Annotated in this window: 17 protein-coding genes; 8 read left to right on the plus strand and 9 right to left on the minus strand. The window is 62.8% G+C overall.

Going from position 1 to position 18813, the window contains the following annotated elements:
- Nucleotides 1-69 precede the first annotated feature (69 nt).
- On the plus strand, nucleotides 70-462 hold the full coding sequence (locus KVO92_RS21175) for a DUF4168 domain-containing protein (protein ID WP_217477552.1): 393 nt from the start codon (nucleotides 70-72) through the stop codon (nucleotides 460-462).
- 60 nt (nucleotides 463-522) lie between these two features.
- Here the strand turns inward: KVO92_RS21175 and KVO92_RS21180 are convergent, their stop codons facing one another.
- Nucleotides 523-981, minus strand: coding sequence for a DUF1456 family protein (locus KVO92_RS21180; RefSeq protein ID WP_217477553.1), 459 nt, complete (start codon nucleotides 979-981; stop codon nucleotides 523-525).
- Between the two features lie 255 nt (nucleotides 982-1236).
- Here KVO92_RS21180 and KVO92_RS21185 point away from each other — a divergent pair, with 255 nt between their 5' ends.
- Together KVO92_RS21185 and KVO92_RS21190 are read left to right on the plus strand one after the other, a co-directional pair.
- Entirely contained in the window at nucleotides 1237-1968 is a 732-nt protein-coding gene (locus tag KVO92_RS21185) for a carbonic anhydrase (RefSeq protein WP_217477554.1), read from the plus strand.
- A 208-nt stretch (nucleotides 1969-2176) separates the two neighbouring features.
- A complete protein-coding gene (locus KVO92_RS21190) occupies nucleotides 2177-3796 on the plus strand; it encodes an NAD(P)/FAD-dependent oxidoreductase (protein ID WP_217477555.1) in 1620 nt (539 codons plus the stop codon).
- A 67-nt stretch (nucleotides 3797-3863) separates the two neighbouring features.
- Here KVO92_RS21190 and KVO92_RS21195 read toward each other — a convergent pair whose 3' ends face one another.
- From KVO92_RS21195 to KVO92_RS21215, 5 genes are all read right to left on the minus strand, one after another.
- Nucleotides 3864-4589 (minus strand): substrate-binding periplasmic protein, encoded by a 726-nt coding sequence (locus tag KVO92_RS21195; RefSeq protein WP_217477556.1) that lies wholly within the window; start codon nucleotides 4587-4589, stop codon nucleotides 3864-3866.
- A gap of 22 nt (nucleotides 4590-4611) precedes the next feature.
- Complete coding sequence (locus KVO92_RS21200; RefSeq protein ID WP_217477557.1) at nucleotides 4612-5949, minus strand: GGDEF domain-containing protein; 1338 nt, start codon at nucleotides 5947-5949, stop codon at nucleotides 4612-4614.
- A complete protein-coding gene (locus tag KVO92_RS21205) occupies nucleotides 5946-6716 on the minus strand; it encodes a substrate-binding periplasmic protein (protein ID WP_217477558.1) in 771 nt (256 codons plus the stop codon). Before KVO92_RS21205 ends, KVO92_RS21200 begins: the two co-directional genes overlap by 4 nt.
- Before the next feature lie 388 nt (nucleotides 6717-7104).
- Complete coding sequence (locus tag KVO92_RS21210; RefSeq protein ID WP_217477559.1) at nucleotides 7105-7425, minus strand: hypothetical protein; 321 nt, start codon at nucleotides 7423-7425, stop codon at nucleotides 7105-7107.
- A 143-nt stretch (nucleotides 7426-7568) separates the two neighbouring features.
- Nucleotides 7569-8027 (minus strand): DUF3859 domain-containing protein, encoded by a 459-nt coding sequence (locus KVO92_RS21215; RefSeq protein WP_217477560.1) that lies wholly within the window; start codon nucleotides 8025-8027, stop codon nucleotides 7569-7571.
- 201 nt (nucleotides 8028-8228) lie between these two features.
- Between KVO92_RS21215 and KVO92_RS21220 the strand changes: the two genes are divergently transcribed.
- Nucleotides 8229-8675 carry a DUF2147 domain-containing protein gene (locus KVO92_RS21220; RefSeq protein WP_217477561.1) on the plus strand — a complete coding sequence of 149 codons (447 nt, stop codon included), beginning with the start codon at nucleotides 8229-8231 and terminating at the stop codon, nucleotides 8673-8675.
- A 186-nt stretch (nucleotides 8676-8861) separates the two neighbouring features.
- Here the strand turns inward: KVO92_RS21220 and KVO92_RS21225 are convergent, their stop codons facing one another.
- A complete protein-coding gene (locus tag KVO92_RS21225) occupies nucleotides 8862-10826 on the minus strand; it encodes a HAMP domain-containing methyl-accepting chemotaxis protein (RefSeq protein ID WP_217477562.1) in 1965 nt (654 codons plus the stop codon).
- A 528-nt stretch (nucleotides 10827-11354) separates the two neighbouring features.
- On the opposite strand from KVO92_RS21225, the gene KVO92_RS21230 reads away from it, so the two are divergent.
- The 3 genes from KVO92_RS21230 to KVO92_RS21240 are packed head-to-tail and all read left to right on the plus strand — an operon-like array spanning nucleotide 11355 to nucleotide 13230.
- Nucleotides 11355-11762: a ketosteroid isomerase-related protein gene (locus tag KVO92_RS21230; RefSeq protein ID WP_217477563.1), complete on the plus strand. Its 408-nt coding sequence runs from the start codon at nucleotides 11355-11357 to the stop codon at nucleotides 11760-11762.
- A gap of 8 nt (nucleotides 11763-11770) precedes the next feature.
- Nucleotides 11771-12358 (plus strand): GNAT family N-acetyltransferase, encoded by a 588-nt coding sequence (locus tag KVO92_RS21235; protein WP_217477629.1) that lies wholly within the window; start codon nucleotides 11771-11773, stop codon nucleotides 12356-12358.
- Nucleotides 12355-13230, plus strand: coding sequence for a carbon-nitrogen hydrolase family protein (locus KVO92_RS21240; protein WP_217477564.1), 876 nt, complete (start codon nucleotides 12355-12357; stop codon nucleotides 13228-13230). Before KVO92_RS21235 ends, KVO92_RS21240 begins: the two co-directional genes overlap by 4 nt.
- 258 nt (nucleotides 13231-13488) lie before the next feature.
- Here the strand turns inward: KVO92_RS21240 and typA are convergent, their stop codons facing one another.
- Together typA and thiI are read right to left on the minus strand one after the other, a co-directional pair.
- Entirely contained in the window at nucleotides 13489-15309 is a 1821-nt protein-coding gene (gene typA / locus KVO92_RS21245; RefSeq protein WP_102846375.1) for a translational GTPase TypA, read from the minus strand.
- Nucleotides 15310-15472: 163 nt separating this feature from the next.
- The gene (gene thiI / locus KVO92_RS21250; RefSeq protein WP_217477565.1) at nucleotides 15473-16927 is read right to left on the minus strand and encodes a tRNA uracil 4-sulfurtransferase ThiI; all 1455 of its coding nucleotides are present in this window, start codon (nucleotides 16925-16927) and stop codon (nucleotides 15473-15475) included.
- 339 nt (nucleotides 16928-17266) lie between these two features.
- On the opposite strand from thiI, the gene glnA reads away from it, so the two are divergent.
- The gene (glnA, locus tag KVO92_RS21255; protein WP_021207291.1) at nucleotides 17267-18673 is read left to right on the plus strand and encodes a glutamate--ammonia ligase; all 1407 of its coding nucleotides are present in this window, start codon (nucleotides 17267-17269) and stop codon (nucleotides 18671-18673) included.
- Nucleotides 18674-18813: the final 140 nt, after the last annotated feature.

Consider the following 18813-nt stretch of genomic DNA (forward strand, 5'->3'; position numbering starts at 1 on the left):
GACGAGATGACCGTTCTGGCACGAGCGATGCAATTCTGACTGGCGAATTCTCAACGACAGGACTGGATCATGACCAAGCTAAACACCCGCCTCGTTTCCGCCAGTTTCGCCGCGCTGCTGATGGCCGCCAGCGCCACGCAGGTGGCCGCTCAGCAGGCCAGCCCGGCGCCGGCGACGCAGCCTGCCCCCGCGGTACAGGCTGCGGACATCAGCGACAAGAAGCTGGAGAAGTTCGCCGACTCGCTGGGCGAAATCATGGAGATCCGCGAGGACTTCACCGCCAAGCTGGAAAAGACCGGCGACCCGGCCGAGGCCCAGCAGCTGCAGCAGCAGGCCAATGAGAAAATGATGAATACGGTGCAGGAGAACGACCTGAGCATCGAGGAATACAACGCCATCAACCAGGCCGTGCAGAACGATCCGAAGCTGCGTGACAAGGTCATCGCGATGATCCAGAGCTGAGGCACTGGCACAACGAAAAAGCCCGGCTGATCAGCCGGGCTTTCTCGTGTCAGGACGCAGTCACTGGCCGCATTGCGCCAGCCCCTTGAGGAAGTTGCGCAACAGCTGGTCGCCGCAGACCCGGTAGTTGCTATGCCCCGCCTTGCGGAACAGCGCGTTGAGCTCCGGTTTCGAGACCGGGAAGTCGACGGACTTGAGGATCGCGTGCATGTCGTCTTCCTTGAGTTCGAACGCCACGCGCAGCTTCTTCAGCACCGTGTTGTTGGTCACCGGCAGCTCGATGGGCGGCGTGGGCCGGCTCTCGTCCTTGCCGCGCTTGTAGATCACCAGGCCGTCGAGAAAGTGCGCCATGATCCGGTCAGGACAGGGTTTGAAGCCGTCCTCGTCGTCCTTTTTCAGGTAGGCCACCGCTTCGGAATCAGGAATTTCGCAACCGGTGAGCCGCGTGATCTCGGCAATCTTGGCGTCATTGACGTTGAGGATGTAGCGCAGGCTGCGCATCACATCGTTGTTGAGCATGAATGTTCCCTTCTGAGGTAACCGAACCAGGCAAAGCCGACCGGGGCCGCCGAGCACCGCGCCCTCGGGCCACGGCTGATGGCGCGCGAGTATAGGCGATCACGGCGTCGTGGATGACAAACAGACGCGGAGTAATGGCTGAGCGGCGCGTACTCGTGCGAGCAACCCGGCAGCGGGCGGGTCAAACAGGCGAGCGCCCCCAACCCCGGGTGTCTCCGTCAAGAACAACAGCTAAATACAGAGGGTGGACACGTCATGAAACACACCGTATCGGGCCTCGGTGCCCTGCTTGTCTGTGCCAATGCCTGGGCGGTGACGCCCGGCACTCACTGGGATTACTCGGGCAACGCAGGGCCGGAAAACTGGGCGAAGCTGACGCCGGAATTCGGCGCCTGCCAGGGCAAGAACCAGTCACCGGTCGATCTCAGCGGTTTCGTCGAGGCCGACCTCACGCCACTGCGGCTGAACTACACGGCAGGCGCCAGCAAGGTGGTCAACAACGGGCACACCGTTCAGGTGGTATACGAGCCCGGTAGCGTGCTGCACCTGGACGGCAACCGCTATGAGCTGCTGCAGTTTCACTTCCACGCGCCCAGCGAGAACCGCGTCAAGGGCAAATCCTATCCGCTCGAAGGCCACCTGGTGCACGCCGACAAGAACGGTAACCTCGCGGTGCTGGCGCTGATGTTCGAGCAAGGCGCCGCCAACGCCGCGCTGTCCCGGCTGTGGGATGCGCCACCCACGGCGGGCGAGAGCCGACCGATTACGCCGGTGGTCAACGCCACCGAGTTGCTGCCCGAGTCGCTGGACTACTACCGCTTCAGCGGCTCCCTGACCACCCCGCCCTGCACCGAAGGCGTGCGCTGGCTGGTACTCAAGCAGCCGGTGATCGCCTCCGGCGAGCAGATCGATGCGCTGAAAGATGCCGTCGGACATGCCAACAACCGCCCGCTACAACCGCTCAATGCCCGGGTGGTGCTGCAGTAACGAAGCTGGCCGTTGGCCGATGCGCGGCCAGACGAGGCGAGGCCGGAGGATCGCCACGTCGCTCGGGTCGCGCATCGCGCCAGCATGACAGGTCCCCTCCTCGCGGCTACACTGCGCGCCGAATACCCACCCCCTCTATTTCCGGCTGAGCAAGCCGGCAATAGTGCTGTGCCCTCACCTCTGCCGGGGCCACCGGCCAGGACCTGTCATGATTCGCATCACAGAACTGCAACTGCCCCTCGATCATCCCGCCGAGGCCCTTCGCCACGCCATCACCGCGCGCCTGGGCATCAAGGATGCCGATCTTCTCGACTTCACCGTCTTCAAGCGCAGCTACGACGCACGCAAGAAGAACAGCGAGATCACCTTCGTCTACATCATCGACGCCAGCGTGGCGGACGAGGCCAAGGTACTGGCGCGCCTGGCGGACGACCGCAACATCCGCGTGGCGCCGGACACCGGCTACTATCCGGTCGGCCAAGCGCCGGAAGGGCTGAGCGAGCGGCCGCTGGTGATCGGCTTCGGCCCCTGCGGCCTGTTCGCCGCGTTGACGCTGGCGCAGATGGGCTTCCGCCCGATCGTGCTGGAGCGCGGCCGTGATGTGCGCAGCCGCACCAAGGACACCTGGGCGCTGTGGCGCAAGAAGGTACTGAGCCCCGAATCCAACGTGCAGTTCGGCGAAGGCGGTGCGGGGCTGTTCTCCGACGGCAAGCTCTACAGCCAGATCAAGGACCCGAAGTTCTACGGCCGCAAAGTGATGCACGAGTTCGTCCGCGCCGGCGCGCCGGAAGAGATCATGTTCGTCAGCAAGCCGCACATCGGCACCTTCCGCCTGACCGGCGTGGTCTCGACCATGCGCGAGGAAATCAAGGCGCTGGGCGGCGAGGTGCGTTTCGACAGCCGCGTCGTGGATTTCATCATCGAGGACGGCCGTATCCAGGGCGTGTGCATGGCCGATGGCCAGGAACTGCGTAGCCGCTACGTGGTGCTTGCACTCGGTCACAGCTCGCGTGACACCTTCCGCGTGCTGCACGAGCGCGGCGTCTATATCGAGGCCAAGCCCTTCGCCGTGGGCTTTCGCATCGAGCACCCGCAATCGCTCATCGACCAGGCGCGCCTGGGCAAATATGCCGGCCACCCGGAATTGGGCGCCGCCGACTACAAGCTGGTCTACCACGCCAAGAACGGCCGCGCGGCCTACAGCTTCTGCATGTGCCCGGGTGGCACCGTGGTGGCGGCTACCTCCGAGCCGGAGCGTGTGGTGACCAACGGCATGAGCCAATACTCGCGCAACGAGCGCAATGCCAACGCCGGCATCGTCGTCGGCATCAACCCGGAAGAGGACTTCCCCGGCGGCCCGCTGGCCGGCGTCGAGTTGCAGGAACGGCTGGAATCGCGCGCCTTCGAGCTGGGCGGCGGCGATTATTGCGCGCCGGGGCAGCTGGTTGGCGACTTCATTCGGGGCAAGCCGTCGACCGCATTCGGCGAAGTCGAGCCGTCCTACAAACCGGGCGTGAAGCTGGGCGACCTAGCGCCGTCACTGCCCGATTACGTGATCGAGGCCATCCGCGAAGCGCTGCCGGCCTTCGGCAAGCAGATCCGCGGCTTCGATCGCGCCGATGCTGTACTCACCGGCATCGAGACGCGCACGTCCTCGCCGGTACGGATCAAGCGCGACAACGAGACGCTGCAGAGCCTCAACACCCGCGGCCTGTATCCCGCCGGTGAAGGTGCCGGATACGCCGGCGGCATCCTCTCGGCCGGCGTCGATGGCATCAAGGTCGCCGAAGCCGTCGCCACGGCGATGCTGGCTGATCTGCAGGGCTGAGCCCGTTCGGTCGGCAGGCGCTGCGAGGCCGGAGGCGGCGGCCGATTCCAGGGCGACACGGGGTGAATCAGCGCGGCGTGGCCATCAGTTGCTCGACCACACCCTCGTTGCGCAGCTGCTCGAAGGCGGCCTGGACATGCTGCACGGTCCTGTCGTCGGTTTGCCGGCTGAAAGCCAGGTAGAGCTGCGTGGCGGCGTCGGGGGTAAAGACCCGCTCGACGCTGGCCGGATCGACTCCCGCCTCGTTGCACAGCATGACGATGTCCTGCTCGGGCATGGGCACCAGATCGACCTGGCCGTTGAGCAGGCGCCGGAAGTTTTCAGCGTTTTGCGCGGCGACCACGATCTTGCGAAAGCCCTTGGCCTGCAGGTACTGGTGACGCACGTCCTCGCGCAGCACCCCGACCCGATAGGCCTTGGCCGCCTCCAGATCCGGCACCTGGATGTCGTCGCGCGACCGCAGTTTGTAGAAGTGGTACTCGATACGCATGATTTCGCCGACCCAACGGAACAGCGCTTCGCGTTCGGGTGTTCGGGCGATCAGGTAGATCAGCACATTCGGCTCGCTCAACGCCATGTCGTATGCGCGGGCCCAGGGATAGAGGCTGACATGGTAGTCCGTCACGCCGGCGCGCTGCAGGGTCGCTTCGACCACACGGCTGGCGGTGCCTGTCACCTGGCCGTCCTGCAGGTAGCTGTACGCCGTGTCCTCGGTCACGACACGCAACGGCGCGGCCTGCAGCGTCATACCCAACAGTCCCAATGAGCAGGCGATCCAGGTAAAAGGGCGCATCGTACGGTTCCTCACGATCGAATCAGGCGGCGATACAGTTGCGACCCTGGGTCTTGGCTCGGTAGAGAGCCTCATCCGCCCGGCGAAGCAGTTGGTCGAATTGGTCGATGCAGTCCGGCTCGAACGCGGCCAGACCGATGCTCAAGGTCACCAGTGACGAGACGTCGGAGCGCGCATGTGGCAGCGCCCGCTCGGCCAGTCGCTGCTGCAGCCGCACGGCGGCGCGACGGCCAGCCTCGGCGTCCACGCCCGGCATCAGCACCACGAATTCCTCGCCACCGAGCCGCGCAACCACCTCGCCAGCACGGGCGAAGACGCCCCTGAGCGTCTCGGCCACGGCCTGCAGGCAGTGGTCCCCTTGTGCATGACCGTAGTGGTCGTTGTAGCGCTTGAAGAAATCGACGTCGCACATCAGCACCGTCAGCGGCTGGCCCTGGCGCAGCGCCCGGCGGAATTCGACTTCCTTGAGTTCATCGAAGTGGCGCCGGTTAGCCAGGCCGGTGAGCGGGTCGCTGCGTGACAGCTCTTCGAGCAGTACGTTGGCCGCACGCAGCTCGGCGGTGCGCTCCTCGACCAGCTCGGCCAGGCGATCGCGATGGGCCGCCAGCGCCTGCTCATCATGGTGCTGACGCTCGAGGTAGTTCGAAAGCTTGGCCTGCAGCCCGTTGACGCCGGATTCCAGCAGGCTCAGCTCATCGCGCTCGGTCATCTTTCGGTCGAGGCGCAGAGTCTTGTCCAGATTTTCGGGGGTGAGCCGGCTCAGGTGCCGGGCGATGCGGCGGACATGCAGGGTCACGGTGCGGTTGAACATCCACATGATCAGGCCGGCAAGCAGCAGCGACTGGATGATCTGGGTGATGACGATATCGGTGACTTCGCTTATCAGCCGGTCCCAGAGCAAGCCCTCGTTACCTTCCAGGGTCAGCTCGCCGACCGTTTCGCTAGCACCGGCGTAGGGCACGTAGCTGAGCGCGTGATGCAGCCGCGGCGCACGGTGTTCGCGCGGCTGCTGGGTGCGCTCACGCGCGATGACCTCCGGCTCGCGTCCGGCACGGATGATCTGCAGTTCGACGCGCCCGATGGGCGCTGCCTGCGCAACGCTGTCGAGCTGGGTTTGCAGCGCATCGCTGTCCATCTCCCAGATCGCCTTGGCCAGATTGCTGCGAAACACCTGATCGATCAGCGCGAGTTCGGCATTCATCGTCGCCAAGCCGCGCTGCCAGGCCGACCAGGTGCGCAGGCCCGCAGTGACCAGGGTGAACAGCAGACAGAAGCCCAACGTGGCCAGCACCAGACGACGACCAAGCGAGCTGGTCTGACGCGGCACGACCGAGGAGGCGTCGGGCAGGCGTGCGTTCATTTCAGCCATTTGCCGGCAATGGCGTCGTAACGACCATCGGCTCGCATGCGTGCAAGGGCCTGGCGGAAGCGTTGCACCACCTCATCCGGCGTGTGACGGCTGAACGCCATGTACAGACCATCGGCACCGCCGAGATCGTCGATACTCAGCTGCGGCACGGCATTTTCATTCGGATTTCCGCTGGCCTTGCGCACCAGGTAATGTGCGTTCAACTCGTTGGATATCCACAAGTCCACGCGGCCGGCCTTGAGCTTGGCGTAGTTGTGTTCGTACTTGTTGCTCGACTGCAGGTTGCGTCCGATGGCGAAACCCTTGTCGATCAGGTACTGCTCGCCGACGTCGTCTTTTACCGTGGCGATCTGGTACTGACGGGCGTCGTCGAGCGTCTTCAGATGGAACTGCGTGCCGGGCAGCGAGAACAGATACCACCGTGTTGGCGCGATGACGCCGACCCACTTGAACAGCGCCTCGCGCTGCGGCGTGCGGGCAATGGAGTAGATCAGCACCTTTTCCGAATTGAGCGCGATGTCATAGGCACGCGCCCAGGGCATCGACTGGATGCGCGCCGCCTCGCCCGCTTCCTCGAGCACCGCCTGCACGATTTCCGTGCTCATACCGGTCAGCTTGCCGTCGAGGGTCATGTTGTACGGCGGCAACTCCTCGGTGACCACGGTAAGGCCCCCATGAGCGCAAGCCGTCTGACCGCCGACCAGCGAGGCGAGCAACGCCAGAGCACACGTCAGATGGCGGAACGAGGGTGGTTTCATCGGGTGACCTCGGGGTCGTGAACGTCAGCTATGCCCAGGCAGACAGCCATCATACTGACATCATTCAAAGCGCATTCAAGCACTCCTTTTTTCGGCGCTGTATGCGCAGACTTGAACCCTGGACCGTCCTCACCTCAACGCTCCGACGAACGGTGACGGCCCTCACCAGCCTTCGTTCGGCTAGATGGCGAGCCCCGCGCGATGATTCGGCGATGAACGAAGGCGGCTCGTATGGCGCAGGAAAGCAGCCCGCAGGCAGGGCCATGGATGCTGCAATAGCGGATATCGGGCGGTCGGCTGGCCGCTGGGGCGCCGCGCGAGGACACCTGTTCGGGGCAGCGGCGCAGCGCTTTCGGCGTGACGTTGCGAGCACCGGCCGGGTATACGCTCAAGGCCGCTGACGCTTGTGCTCGAAGGCTTCGACACAGGCGGGCAAGTCGTAGAAGCGCGGGGTCCCGCCGACCCGATTGCCGTTCTCGCCAGCCGTCTTGCGATGGCAGTCGGCCGCACTATCGGCGCCGCGCTTGGCGCTCATGCATTGCTGGAAGGCGGCTTCGCGCAACGGTGCCAACTTCTCGCTCCGTGCCGCTTCGCACCGTCGCTCCAACTCGGCTTGCCGAAGGGCAAACGCCTCTTCGTCTTTCTTGAACGCCGCATGCGTGTGGGCAGCCAACAGGCACAACAGCAAAACGCTTAGCCTTCCTTGCATCATGGCGCTCCTGTATTAAACCGAGGGGAGCATGGCGCGCAGACGGCGGCAGCACAAGCCCGCTCCGGACCGCACAGCGGGGCGCGCCGCGGAGCATCAATACGCGACCGCCACACCGCACTCGCGGAGCCAACCCAGCCGGCTCAGCGCACCTGAAAGCGCTGCTCGGCCAGCTTGCGGTCACCCTGGAACACCATGAAGTGCCACTCACCCGGCACCAGCTCATGGGTCTCGGTGAACTCGAACGCCATCACATCCTCCGGCGCATCGGGCACCAGCTTCTGTACGACTTCGTACCGATCATGGCGCTGGCCACCCGGATCGACCACACCGGGCGTCAGGTACAGCAGCGTGAGAGGCGTATCGTCGGCGTGCTTGTCTTGCAGACGGTAGCGCAGACCGAACTTGGTGCCGATTTGCAGCGGCACATGATCCACTTCGAGGATTCGCTGATCCTTGCGGGTCAGCAGGCGCTCGCCTGGTTGCTGGTCCCGATAAGCGCTTTCAAACACACCGGCTTCGATCGGCCCGACCACGCGCACCTCGGCGCACACCAAACCGGGCCACAACAACGCGAATAACAACGGACGAATAATCGGCATCACGCGCCTCCTGCAAGAAAAGCAGCGAGCGTATGACATGGGCATGACAGCCGCGTGACGCCTTCTTCCACCGCAAGTCGTTCAGCGGTTTCAAGTGCCGATAGTCATCGATCTTGGCACTAACGGCACGTATTCAGCGGGGCGCCAAGCCTCCCATGCAGTGATAGAGTGGCCGCCATCCAATCCACCGCAGGAGAAACCATGCGCGCACTGTTCACCGCCGTCCTGATCGCATTGCCCTTGAGCTTCACGTCCATGGCGTTCGCTGCCGACTCACCGGCTGGCCGCTGGCAGACCATCGATGACGAAACTGGCAAGCCCAAGTCCATTGTCGAGATCCAGCAGGCCGACGATGGCACCCTGAGCGGCAAGGTCGCGCAAATTCTGCAGTCGGACCATGGCCCGAACCCGCTGTGTACGGAGTGCGAAGGCGAGCGCAAGGACCGGCCCATCACCGGTATGACCATTCTCTGGGGCCTGAAACCCGACGGTGAAAACGTTTGGACCGGCGGCACCATCCTCGACCCGGCCAAGGGCAAGACCTACCGCGCCAAGGTGACGCTGCTCGAAGGCGGCGACAAGCTGGAGATGCGCGGTTACATCGGCATCGAAGCGCTGGGCCGCACGCAGACCTGGGTTCGTCAGTAACCCGGGCGAAACCTAGCCCATGCGGCGCGAGGCTCCTTCGATGCTGCTGGCGAGCGCTGTTTGACGTCATACCCACCAGCCCCCAAGACGCCCAGCAGGAAGCTCCCGCGACGTCGAGCGAATGGCCGAACCCTGTCTGATCAGCGGACCGTCGGGCTGCAACAGCAGCCGCTACAGCATCGCTGCTCAGTGCTCACCCACACGGAAATGCCCGGCCAGCGTCTGCAATTCCTGGCTGAGCTGCCTGAACTGCTCGAGCGAGTGTGTCGTTTCCTCCATGCTGGTGAACGACAGGTCCGCCACGTCCCGGATGTTGATGACACTGCGATTGATCTCTTCGGCCACCGCAGTCTGTTCCTCGGCGGCCGTGGCGATCTGCTGGGTCATCTGCTGGATACTGGAGACCGCGGCGGCAATCTCGTTCAGGGCGAGCGCTGTCTGGTTCGCGTCGGTGGCGGTCAGCTGGACCAGCTCATTGCTCTGCTGCATCTGTCGAACCGAGGCCTTCGCACTGGTTTGCAGCGCATCGATGAGCTGCTGGATTTCGGCCGTCGATTGCTGGGTGCGCTGGGCCAGCGAGCGGACCTCATCGGCCACCACGGCGAAGCCCCGTCCTTGCTCCCCGGCGCGCGCTGCCTCGATGGCGGCGTTCAACGCGAGCAGGTTGGTCTGCTCGGCGACGGTCTTGATGACATCGAGCACGGTGCCGATGCGTTGGCTCTCGTCGCTCAGCGCATCGATACCACGCACCGCCTGCTGGACCGATTCGACCAGTTGCCCTACGCGCTGCATGCTCTGGTTGACCATCGCGTGCCCGTCGCCGACGGTGCGGTCGGCCACCCGTGCAGAACCCGCCGCCTCTTCGGCGTTGCGCGCCACCTCGTGCACCGTCGCGGACATCTCGTTCATCGCCGTGGCGACCTGATCGATCTCGACGCGCTGTCGCAGCACCCCATCCCGGGCTTGTGCGGTGACGCCCGCTACCTGTTCCGCGGAATCGGCGATCTGCGTCACCGCCCCTTGCAGGCGGCCCACGATCCCGCGCAGGCTCGTCGACATTTCCTGCATCGCCTGCATCAGCTGGCCGAACTCATCACGACGGTTAACCACGATGTGCGCGCTGAGGTCGCCTCGGGCGATCTGATTGGCGGCCTTTATCACTTCGCGCAGTGGCCGGACGATCAGCCGGGTTATCAACAGCGAGGCGATGACGCCGACGATCAAGGCCAATCCGGACGCGAGCAGAATCAAGCGGCTGCTGGCGACCAGGTTGTCGTGCATGGCGTCTTGCTGGGCCTGATAAGCCCTGTCCGCAGCCTCGAGCGCGCCTGCGGCACGGTCGTTCATTTCGGCGTACAGGCGAGCGCCGTCCGCCAGCGCCTGGGTGTAATCGGCCAGCCGGTCGTTGAAGGACTTGATGTTGCCCGCCACCTCGGTCAGCACCGAGCCATACATGCCCCGGTCCAACGCTTCCATCAGCGTGTTAGTGAGATCCAGCGCCGCCTGGGCCTGCTGGATCGTCGTGGCCGGCGCTTCGTCGCGCTGCTGAGTGCGCTGGCGAGCCTCGTTCAGGGCGGAAAGAATCAGGCTGTACAGTTGAGCGATCTGCTGCCCCTGGCTGACCATCTCGGCGCCTCGCTGCCCCTCGGATTCCTTGAGGTCGTAGAGGCCGTCTTCGACCAGCCCGCTCTGCAGGATATCGAGGCTGTTGGAGGCGCTGACGACTGACCAGTAGGCGGAATCCAGCGCGATGGTTTTGGCGTCGGACACCTGCACGAAACGGCCGAAGGCCGCCTGATAGTCGCCAAGGGCTTGCTCAACGCTGGTGAGCCCCTGTTGTTGCGCCTCGCCCACTTGCGCCTTGAGCTCGGCAACGTTGGCCAGGGTTGTGGCCACCTGGTCGTTGAGTGCCTTGACCTGGTTTGCGTCACCGCTTTCCGTGAATTGTTGCTCGATGCTGCGGATGGACAGGACCTCGGTTTTTATCGACGACACGCGCTTGAGTGCATCGAATCGCGTGTTCACCGACTGCAGGGCCGTCAGCCCAGCGATGGTGACTACGGCGGTCAGCAGCAAGACCAGGCCGAAACCGAGGGCGAGTTTGGTAGCCGTTCCCATATTGGCCAGTCTGGCCGTCGCGAAACCGAGCATCGTCATCTTCCGTCCGTGTGGCAGCAACATAAATGGCCCTTGGCCATAAGTGCCTGTCTCTCATTCTGTCGACCGCATGGCAATCGTTTTTAGCCGCGTCGCCCGGATCAGCGGCAAAGGGGTCGCTTTCTAGAATGGCGATGTCGCATGTATGACGCCTTGCGAGTTCATTCGCCGACAAGGGCCGTCATAAGGGGCGACCTTACGAACTGGCAGGACAGCGGATGCAATGCTTATGTAGCGCCGCGGTAGCTAGCAGCCTTTCGATAGGCGTAAGAGCGATCGTCCCAGGCTCGGGGTGGCCGACCGTCGACGGCCAAGCGGCTTCCTCGGCTAGCGGTGCCGAGCAGACAAGCGGGGATCGCTGAGCGAGACGGGAATCACATTGCCAAGCGTGCCTGATCCCCCCGCCGATGTTGCAGTTGCGACCGTCACTTACTTGATTTTGCCAGCCCGCTTGCACGGCTCTTTCGTCAGGCCGCCGCGACTGTCTACCATCGGACCACGGATCATTTCAGGACACCTCACATGCATCAGGCCACCGCTCAGCTACTGCAACGCTACTACGATGCCTTCAATGCCGGAGACATGGAGACCTTCCTCTCGCTGCTCACCGACGATGTCATTCACGACATCAACCAGGGTGGGCGCGAGGTCGGCAAGCCGGCCTTCGCGGCGTTCATGGAGCGCATGAACCGCAACTACCGGGAAACGATCGTGGACCTCTCGATCACCACGAATGAAGCCGGTGACCGCGCTGCGGTCGAATTCACCGTGCTAGGCGAATACCTGGCGACCGACGAGGGGCTGCCCGAAGCGAAGGGCCAGACCTACCGCCTTCCGGCGGGTGCGTTCTTCGTCATCCGAGAGGGGCAGGTGGCGCGGGTCACCAATTACTACAACCTTGAAGACTGGATCGCTCAAGTGTCCGCGTAATGGCCAAGCTGATCTTCCGGCGCCTGTCTGGCGCAGCGCTTCACCGGTTCATCCCCGAACTGGCCCGGCTACGCATGCGCGTGTTCCGTGACTTCCCCTACCTGTATGACGGCGACCCCGATTACGAGGCGCGCTATCTGCAGACCTACATCGAAGCGCCGCACAGTGTGGTGGTGCTGGCATTCGATGGCGAGAACGTCGTCGGTGCGTCTACCGGATTGCCGCTGCGCCATGAAACGGAGGAAGTCCAGCAGCCCTTTCGTGAGGCTGACTACAACGTCGATGAGCTCTTTTACTGCGGCGAATCCGTGCTACTGCCGCAATACCGTGGCCAGGGGGCGGGCGTGGCGTTTTTTGAACAGCGTGAGCTTCACGCACGCGCCATTGGCGGTATGAAGTACTCCTGCTTTTGCGCCGTGGAGCGCCCCGCCACCCATCCCGCGCGTCCTGCCGACTACCGACCACTGGACGAGTTCTGGCGTCATCGTGGCTACGAAAAACACCCGGAGCTGGCGACGCACTTCAGCTGGAAAGACCTTGGCGATGCGCAGGAAACAGCCAAGCCCATGACCTTCTGGATGAAATCCCTGCAATGAGCGCATTCAAACTCGCGACCGCCCAGTACGACATCGGCTTCTTTGCACACTGGGATGAGTTCGCCGAAAAACTTGAGCGCTGGATTGCCAGCGCCGCGCAGCAAGGCGCCAGGCTGTTGGTGTTTCCCGAGTACGGCAGCATGGAACTGGCCTCGCTGTTCGGCGAGACGGTTTATGACGACCTGCAGCACCAGCTGCAGGCCATGCAGACCTTGCTGCCAAAATGGCACGCCATCCACCAGGCACTGGCCAGCCGCCACAACGTATTGGTTCTCGCCAGCTCCTTCCCGACCGAACTGCAGGCGGGGCGCGTGGTAAACCGGGCGACCCTGTTTGGCCCCCAAGGGACGCTAGGGCATCAGGACAAACTGATGATGACTCGCTTTGAGGCCGAACAATGGCAGGTCAGCGCAGGCGACCAGATCGAAGTGATCGATACCGAACTGGGCCGTATCGGCATCCTGATTTGCTACGACTCGGAGTTCCCGATGATTGCGAACCAGCAGGTTGCAGCCGGAGCCGATCTGCTGCTGGTGCCTAGCTGCACCGATACCCAGGCAGGTTTCCATCGGGTGCGCATCGGTTGCCAGGCCCGGGCGCTGGAAAATCAGTGCTATGTGGTCCAGGCGCCCACCGTTGGCCATGCGCCCTGGTCCGAAGCGGTAGATATCAACATCGGCCGCGCCAGTGTCTATACGCCGGTCGATTACGGCTTTCCCGATGACGGCATCCTGGCGGAAGGCCCCGACGACGAGCCCCGTTGGGTCTTCGCAACCATCGATCTAAGCGAAATTGCCCGCATCCGCGCTGAGGGCCAGGTCTTCAACCACCGTGACTGGCCGATGCAATTTGGGTTGAAGGGGCCGGGGTAGATGATGCTTTCGCCATGGGCCAGGTCCTGCGGCAGCAGGCAGAGGCGCATCACGTAGCCGCGATCGATTCAAGACAGTGATGCTGTCCGCAGGGTGTCGAGACGGATGGCGCCCATCGGGGTGCCCCACTCCACAGAGTGCGGTCAGCGCGGTTCACTGCTTAGATATGCAAGCACCTTCTGCGCCCGTAGTTCACCGCCCGTCTGCACCCAAAAAGAAAGGCGCCCTAAGGCGCCTTTCTTCACTACCGCTCGGTCATCAGACCTTGGCGCGCTCGTAGCGCTTGCGGTCGTTCTCGTTGAGCAGCTTCTTGCGCAGGCGGATCGACTTCGGCGTCACTTCCACCAGCTCGTCGTCGGCGATGAATTCCAGCGCCTGCTCGAGGGTGAACTTGATCGGCGGAACCAGGGCGATGACTTCGTCCTTGCCCGAGGCACGCATGTTGTCGAGCTTCTTGCCCTTGGTGGGGTTGAGCACCAGGTCGTTGTCACGGCTGTTGATACCGCACAGCTGGCCTTCGTAGATCTCGTCGCCCGGCGCCAGGAACAGCTTGCCGCGCGCCTGCAGGGTTTCCAGCGAGTAGGTCAACGCCGTACCGGTGGCCATGGATACCAGCACGCCGTTCTGGCGGTTGGTGACTTCGCCGGCCTTGATCGCGCCGTAGTGGCTGAAGGTCGAGGTCAGGATGCCCGAGCCCGAGGTCAGGGTAAGGAAGTTGTTACGGAAGCCGATCAGGCCGCGCGCCGGGATGGTGTATTCCAGGCGGATACGGCCCTTGCCGTCGGGGATCATGTTGGTCAGATCGCCCTTGCGCAGGCCCATCTGCTCCATGACCGGGCCCTGATGCTGTTCTTCGATGTCGATGGTGACGTTCTCGTACGGTTCCTGCTTTTCGCCGGCCTCGTTCTCGATGATTACCACTTCCGGACGGCCTACGGCCAGCTCGAAGCCTTCGCGGCGCATGTTCTCGATCAGGACCGACAGGTGCAGCTCGCCACGACCGGAGACCTTGAACTTCTCGGGGGAGTCGCCCTGCTCGACGCGCAGCGCCACGTTGTGCAGCAGCTCCTTGTCCAGACGGTCCTTGATGTTGCGGCTGGTGACGAACTTGCCTTCCTTGCCGGCGAACGGCGAGTCGTTGACCTGGAAGGTCATGCTCACGGTCGGCTGGTCGACGGTCAGCGGCGGCAGGGCCTCGACGGCGTTCTGATCGCACAGGGTGTCGGAGATGTACAGCTCGTCCATGCCGGAGACGCAGACGATGTCGCCGGCCTGGGCTTCAGGCACTTCGACGCGCTGCAGACCGGAGTGCCCCATGATCTTGAGGATACGGCCATTGCGCTTCTTGCCGTCGGCGCCGATGGCGGTCACCGGGGTGTTGGACTTGACGGTACCGCGGGCGATACGACCGATGCCGATTACACCGAGGAAGCTGTTGTAGTCCAGCTGCGAGATCTGCATCTGGAACGGACCATCGACGTCCACGACCGGTGCCGGCACGTGGTCGACGATGGCCTGGAACAGGGCGTCCATGTTGTCGTCCATGTTCTCGTAGTCCATGCCGGCAATGCCGTTCAGGGCCGAGGCGTAGACGATCGGGAAGTCCAGCTGCTCGTCGGTGGCGCCGAGGTTGTCGAACAGGTCGAAGATCTGGTCGATGACCCAGTCCGGACGCGCGCCGGGACGGTCGATCTTGTTCACCACGACGATCGGGCGCAGGCCGGCCTTGAACGCCTTCTGGGTCACGAAGCGGGTCTGCGGCATCGGGCCGTCTTGTGCATCGACCACCAGCAGCACGGAGTCGACCATCGACATCACGCGCTCGACCTCACCACCGAAGTCGGCGTGGCCGGGGGTGTCGACGATATTGATGTTGTAGTCCTTCCACTTCAGCGCGGTGTTCTTGGCCAGGATGGTGATGCCGCGTTCCTTTTCCTGGTCGTTGGAGTCCATCACTCGCTCGTTTTCGGCTTCCTTGCGGTCCAGGGTGCCGGACAGGCGCAGGAGTTTGTCGACGAGGGTGGTTTTGCCATGGTCGACGTGGGCGATGATGGCGATGTTGCGGAGATTCTCGATCACAAGTCTGTTTCTCTGTAAAAAAGCTACAAGCTGAAGGCCTGAAGCTGAAAGTTTGCCGGTTCGCACGCGCGAACGCCGGTACGTCATGAGCCGGGTGAGCCCGAGCGGGCCTCACCGGTCGGGAGGGCGATGGCGAATGCTGCCTCCCAGCAGGCCAGGCTGTTTAGCCCGGACGATAAACACGCACATTGACATGCCCCTCGCTCAGCAGATGATGAGCATGCAGGCGGCTCATGACACCTTTATCGCAATACAGCAGGTACTGGCGGTTCGAGTCCAGTTCCTTGAAACGGTTGTTGATCGCATAGAACGGCAACGTCTGCACTTCGATGCCTGCCAGCTGCAGAGGTTCGTCCTCGGCCGCGTCGGGGTGACGGATGTCGAGGACCACTTGGCCAGCCCTGGCTTCGCCAACTTCTTCGACTTGCAGATCCTGGCCCAGCTCGTCGATCACGCGGTCGATAGCGACCTGGCGGGTATTGGCCATGGCGCGCTCGAGCACCGCCATGTCGAACTGCTTTTCCTCATGCTCGACACGGTAGCGCTTGGCCTTGGTGGTCGGGTTCTTGGAAATCACGCCACAATACTCGGGCATGTTCTTGGCGAACTCGGCGGTACCGATCTCGAAGGCCGTGTCGATGATGTCCTGCTTGTGGCTGGCGATCAGCGGGCGCAGCACCAGCATGTCGGTGGCCGAATCGATCACCGACAGGTTGGGCAACGTCTGGCTGGAAACCTGGGAAATCGCCTCGCCGGTGACCAGCGCATCGATATGCAGACGCTCGGCGATCTGGGTCGAAGCGCGCAACATCATGCGCTTGAGCACGACACCCATCTGACTGTTGTCGACCTTCTCGAGAATCTCGCCGACCACTTCTTCGAACGGCACGCTGATAAACAACACGCGGTGCGAGCTGCCGTACTTCTTCCATAGATAGTGGGCGACTTCCATCACACCCAGCTCATGGGCGCGACCGCCGAGGTTGAAGAAGCAGAAATGGGTCATCAGCCCGCGGCGCATCATCTGATAGGCCGCCACGGTGGAGTCGAAGCCGCCGGACATCAGCACCAGCGTCTGCTCCAGCGCGCCCAGCGGATAACCGCCAATGCCGTCATGCTGGGCATGCACGATGAACACGCGCTGATCACGGATTTCCATCCGCACTTCGATTTCCGGCGCCTTCAGCGAGATACCGGCAGCGCCGCATTCCTCGCGCAGCCGGCTGCCGACCAGCCGCTCGACGTCCATCGAGCTGAACGGGTGCTTGCCCGCGCGCTTGCAGCGCACGGCGAAGATCTTGCCAGCCAGCCGATCGGCGAAGTGCGCCTTGCATTTCTCGACGATGTCCTCGGGATCGACCAGCGGATACTCGTGGACCTCCAGGCAATGGGCGATACCCGGCGTGCAACGCAAACGCTCGATCATCTCGCGCAGCGGTTTGGCGTCGCTGAGCGCGGTTTCCACTTCGACGTTATCCCACACCCCTTCCACCCGCACATCGGGATCGAGGTCGCGCAGCACGGTGCGGATGTTCTTCGCCAATTGGCGAATGAAGCCCTTTCGCACCGGCGGGCTCTTGATGGTGATTTCTGGGAATACTTTGACGATCAGTTTCATGGAAACAGCGCGTGCGCCGGCAAGGCGTAAAAAGAGGGGGGCGGAGTATATCGGAAATTGATCAAGCTTTAGGCAGTTTTCTCGAAGAGAACCATAATGCACCTAAATTGAACAAAGCGATTTTTCTGCGCACCAATAAGGTGCGCTTTTTCTTGTGTCGGCCAGACCACTCGACGGCATCCGCCGAAGAAACACCCTATATAGGCGTCCAGACCCAATACGGAGCACTGGCATGCAATTTGCTCCCTTGTGAGGCAGGTCGCCATGGCGGAACATCGCCGCCCGGCTTCACCCTGATTCGGAAGCAACCTGTCACGCTTCCACCACTTGGAGAACACCATGTCGAAGTCGCTTCAACTGATCAAAGATTACGATGTGAAGTGGATTGATCTGCGCTTCACTGATACCAAAGGCAAACAGCACCACGTGACTGTCCCGGCGCGTGACGCTCAGGATGAAGACTTCTTCGAGCACGGCAAGATGTTCGACGGTTCCTCCATCCATGGTTGGAAAGGCATCGAAGCCTCCGACATGATCCTGATGCCGGTCGACGAGACCGCTGTACTGGATCCGTTCACCGAAGAACCGACCCTGATTCTGGTCTGCGACATCGTTGAGCCGAGCACCATGCAGGGCTACGATCGCGACCCACGCTCGATCGCCAAGCGCGCCGAGGAATTCCTCAAGTCCACCGGCATCGGCGACACCGTCTTCGTCGGTCCGGAGCCCGAGTTCTTCATCTTCGACGAAGTGAAGTTCAAGTCCGACATCTCCGGCTCCATGTTCAAGATCTACTCCGAACAGGGTTCCTGGATGACCGACCAGGACGTCGAAGGCGGCAACAAGGGCCACCGCCCGGCCGTCAAGGGCGGCTACTTCCCGGTTCCGCCGTGCGACCACGACCATGAAATCCGTACCGCCATGTGCAACGCCATGGAAGAAATGGGCCTGGTCGTCGAAGTGCATCACCACGAAGTGGCGACTGCCGGCCAGAACGAAATCGGCGTCAAGTTCAACACGCTGGTCAACAAGGCTGACGAAGTTCAGACCCTGAAGTACTGCGTGCACAACGTCGCCGACGCCTATGGCAAGACCGCGACCTTCATGCCGAAGCCACTGTACGGCGACAACGGTTCGGGCATGCACGTACACATGTCGATCTCCAAGGACGGCAAGAACACCTTCGCTGGCGAAGGCTATGCCGGTCTGTCCGAGACCGCCCTGTACTTCATCGGCGGCATTATCAAGCACGGTAAGGCGCTGAACGGCTTCACCAACCCGTCGACCAACTCCTACAAGCGTCTGGTCCCGGGCTTCGAAGCACCGGTCATGCTGGCCTACTCGGCGCGCAACCGTTCCGCTTCGATCCGTATTCCGTACGTATCCAGCCCGAAAGCCCGCCGCATCGAAGCGCGCTTCCCGGATCCGGCTGCCAACCCCTACCTGTGCTTCGCCGCACTGCTGATGGCTGGCCTGGACGGTATCCAGAACAAGATCCATCCTGGCGATGCCGCCGACAAGAACCTGTACGATCTGCCGCCGGAAGAAGGCAAGCTGATCCCGCAGGTCTGCGGCAGCCTGAAGGAAGCCCTGGAAGAACTCGACAAGGGCCGTGCGTTCCTGACCAAGGGCGGCGTGTTCTCCGACGACTTCATCGATGCCTACCTCGAGCTCAAGAGCGAGGAAGAAATCAAGGTCCGCACCTTCGTTCACCCGCTGGAATACGACCTGTACTACAGCGTCTGATCCAGTCCGCGTGACAGAAAAGGCCTCCTTCGGGAGGCTTTTTCGTTTCCGCACCGAGGCGACCCGGGACCTCCACACCGCTACGGGCCAGCGCAGTGGTGCCGATCCCAAATCGCAACGCTGGCACTTGCCTAGCAGCC

Source organism: Stutzerimonas stutzeri (assembly GCF_019090095.1).
Taxonomy (GTDB): Bacteria; Pseudomonadota; Gammaproteobacteria; order Pseudomonadales; family Pseudomonadaceae; genus Stutzerimonas; species Stutzerimonas stutzeri_AN.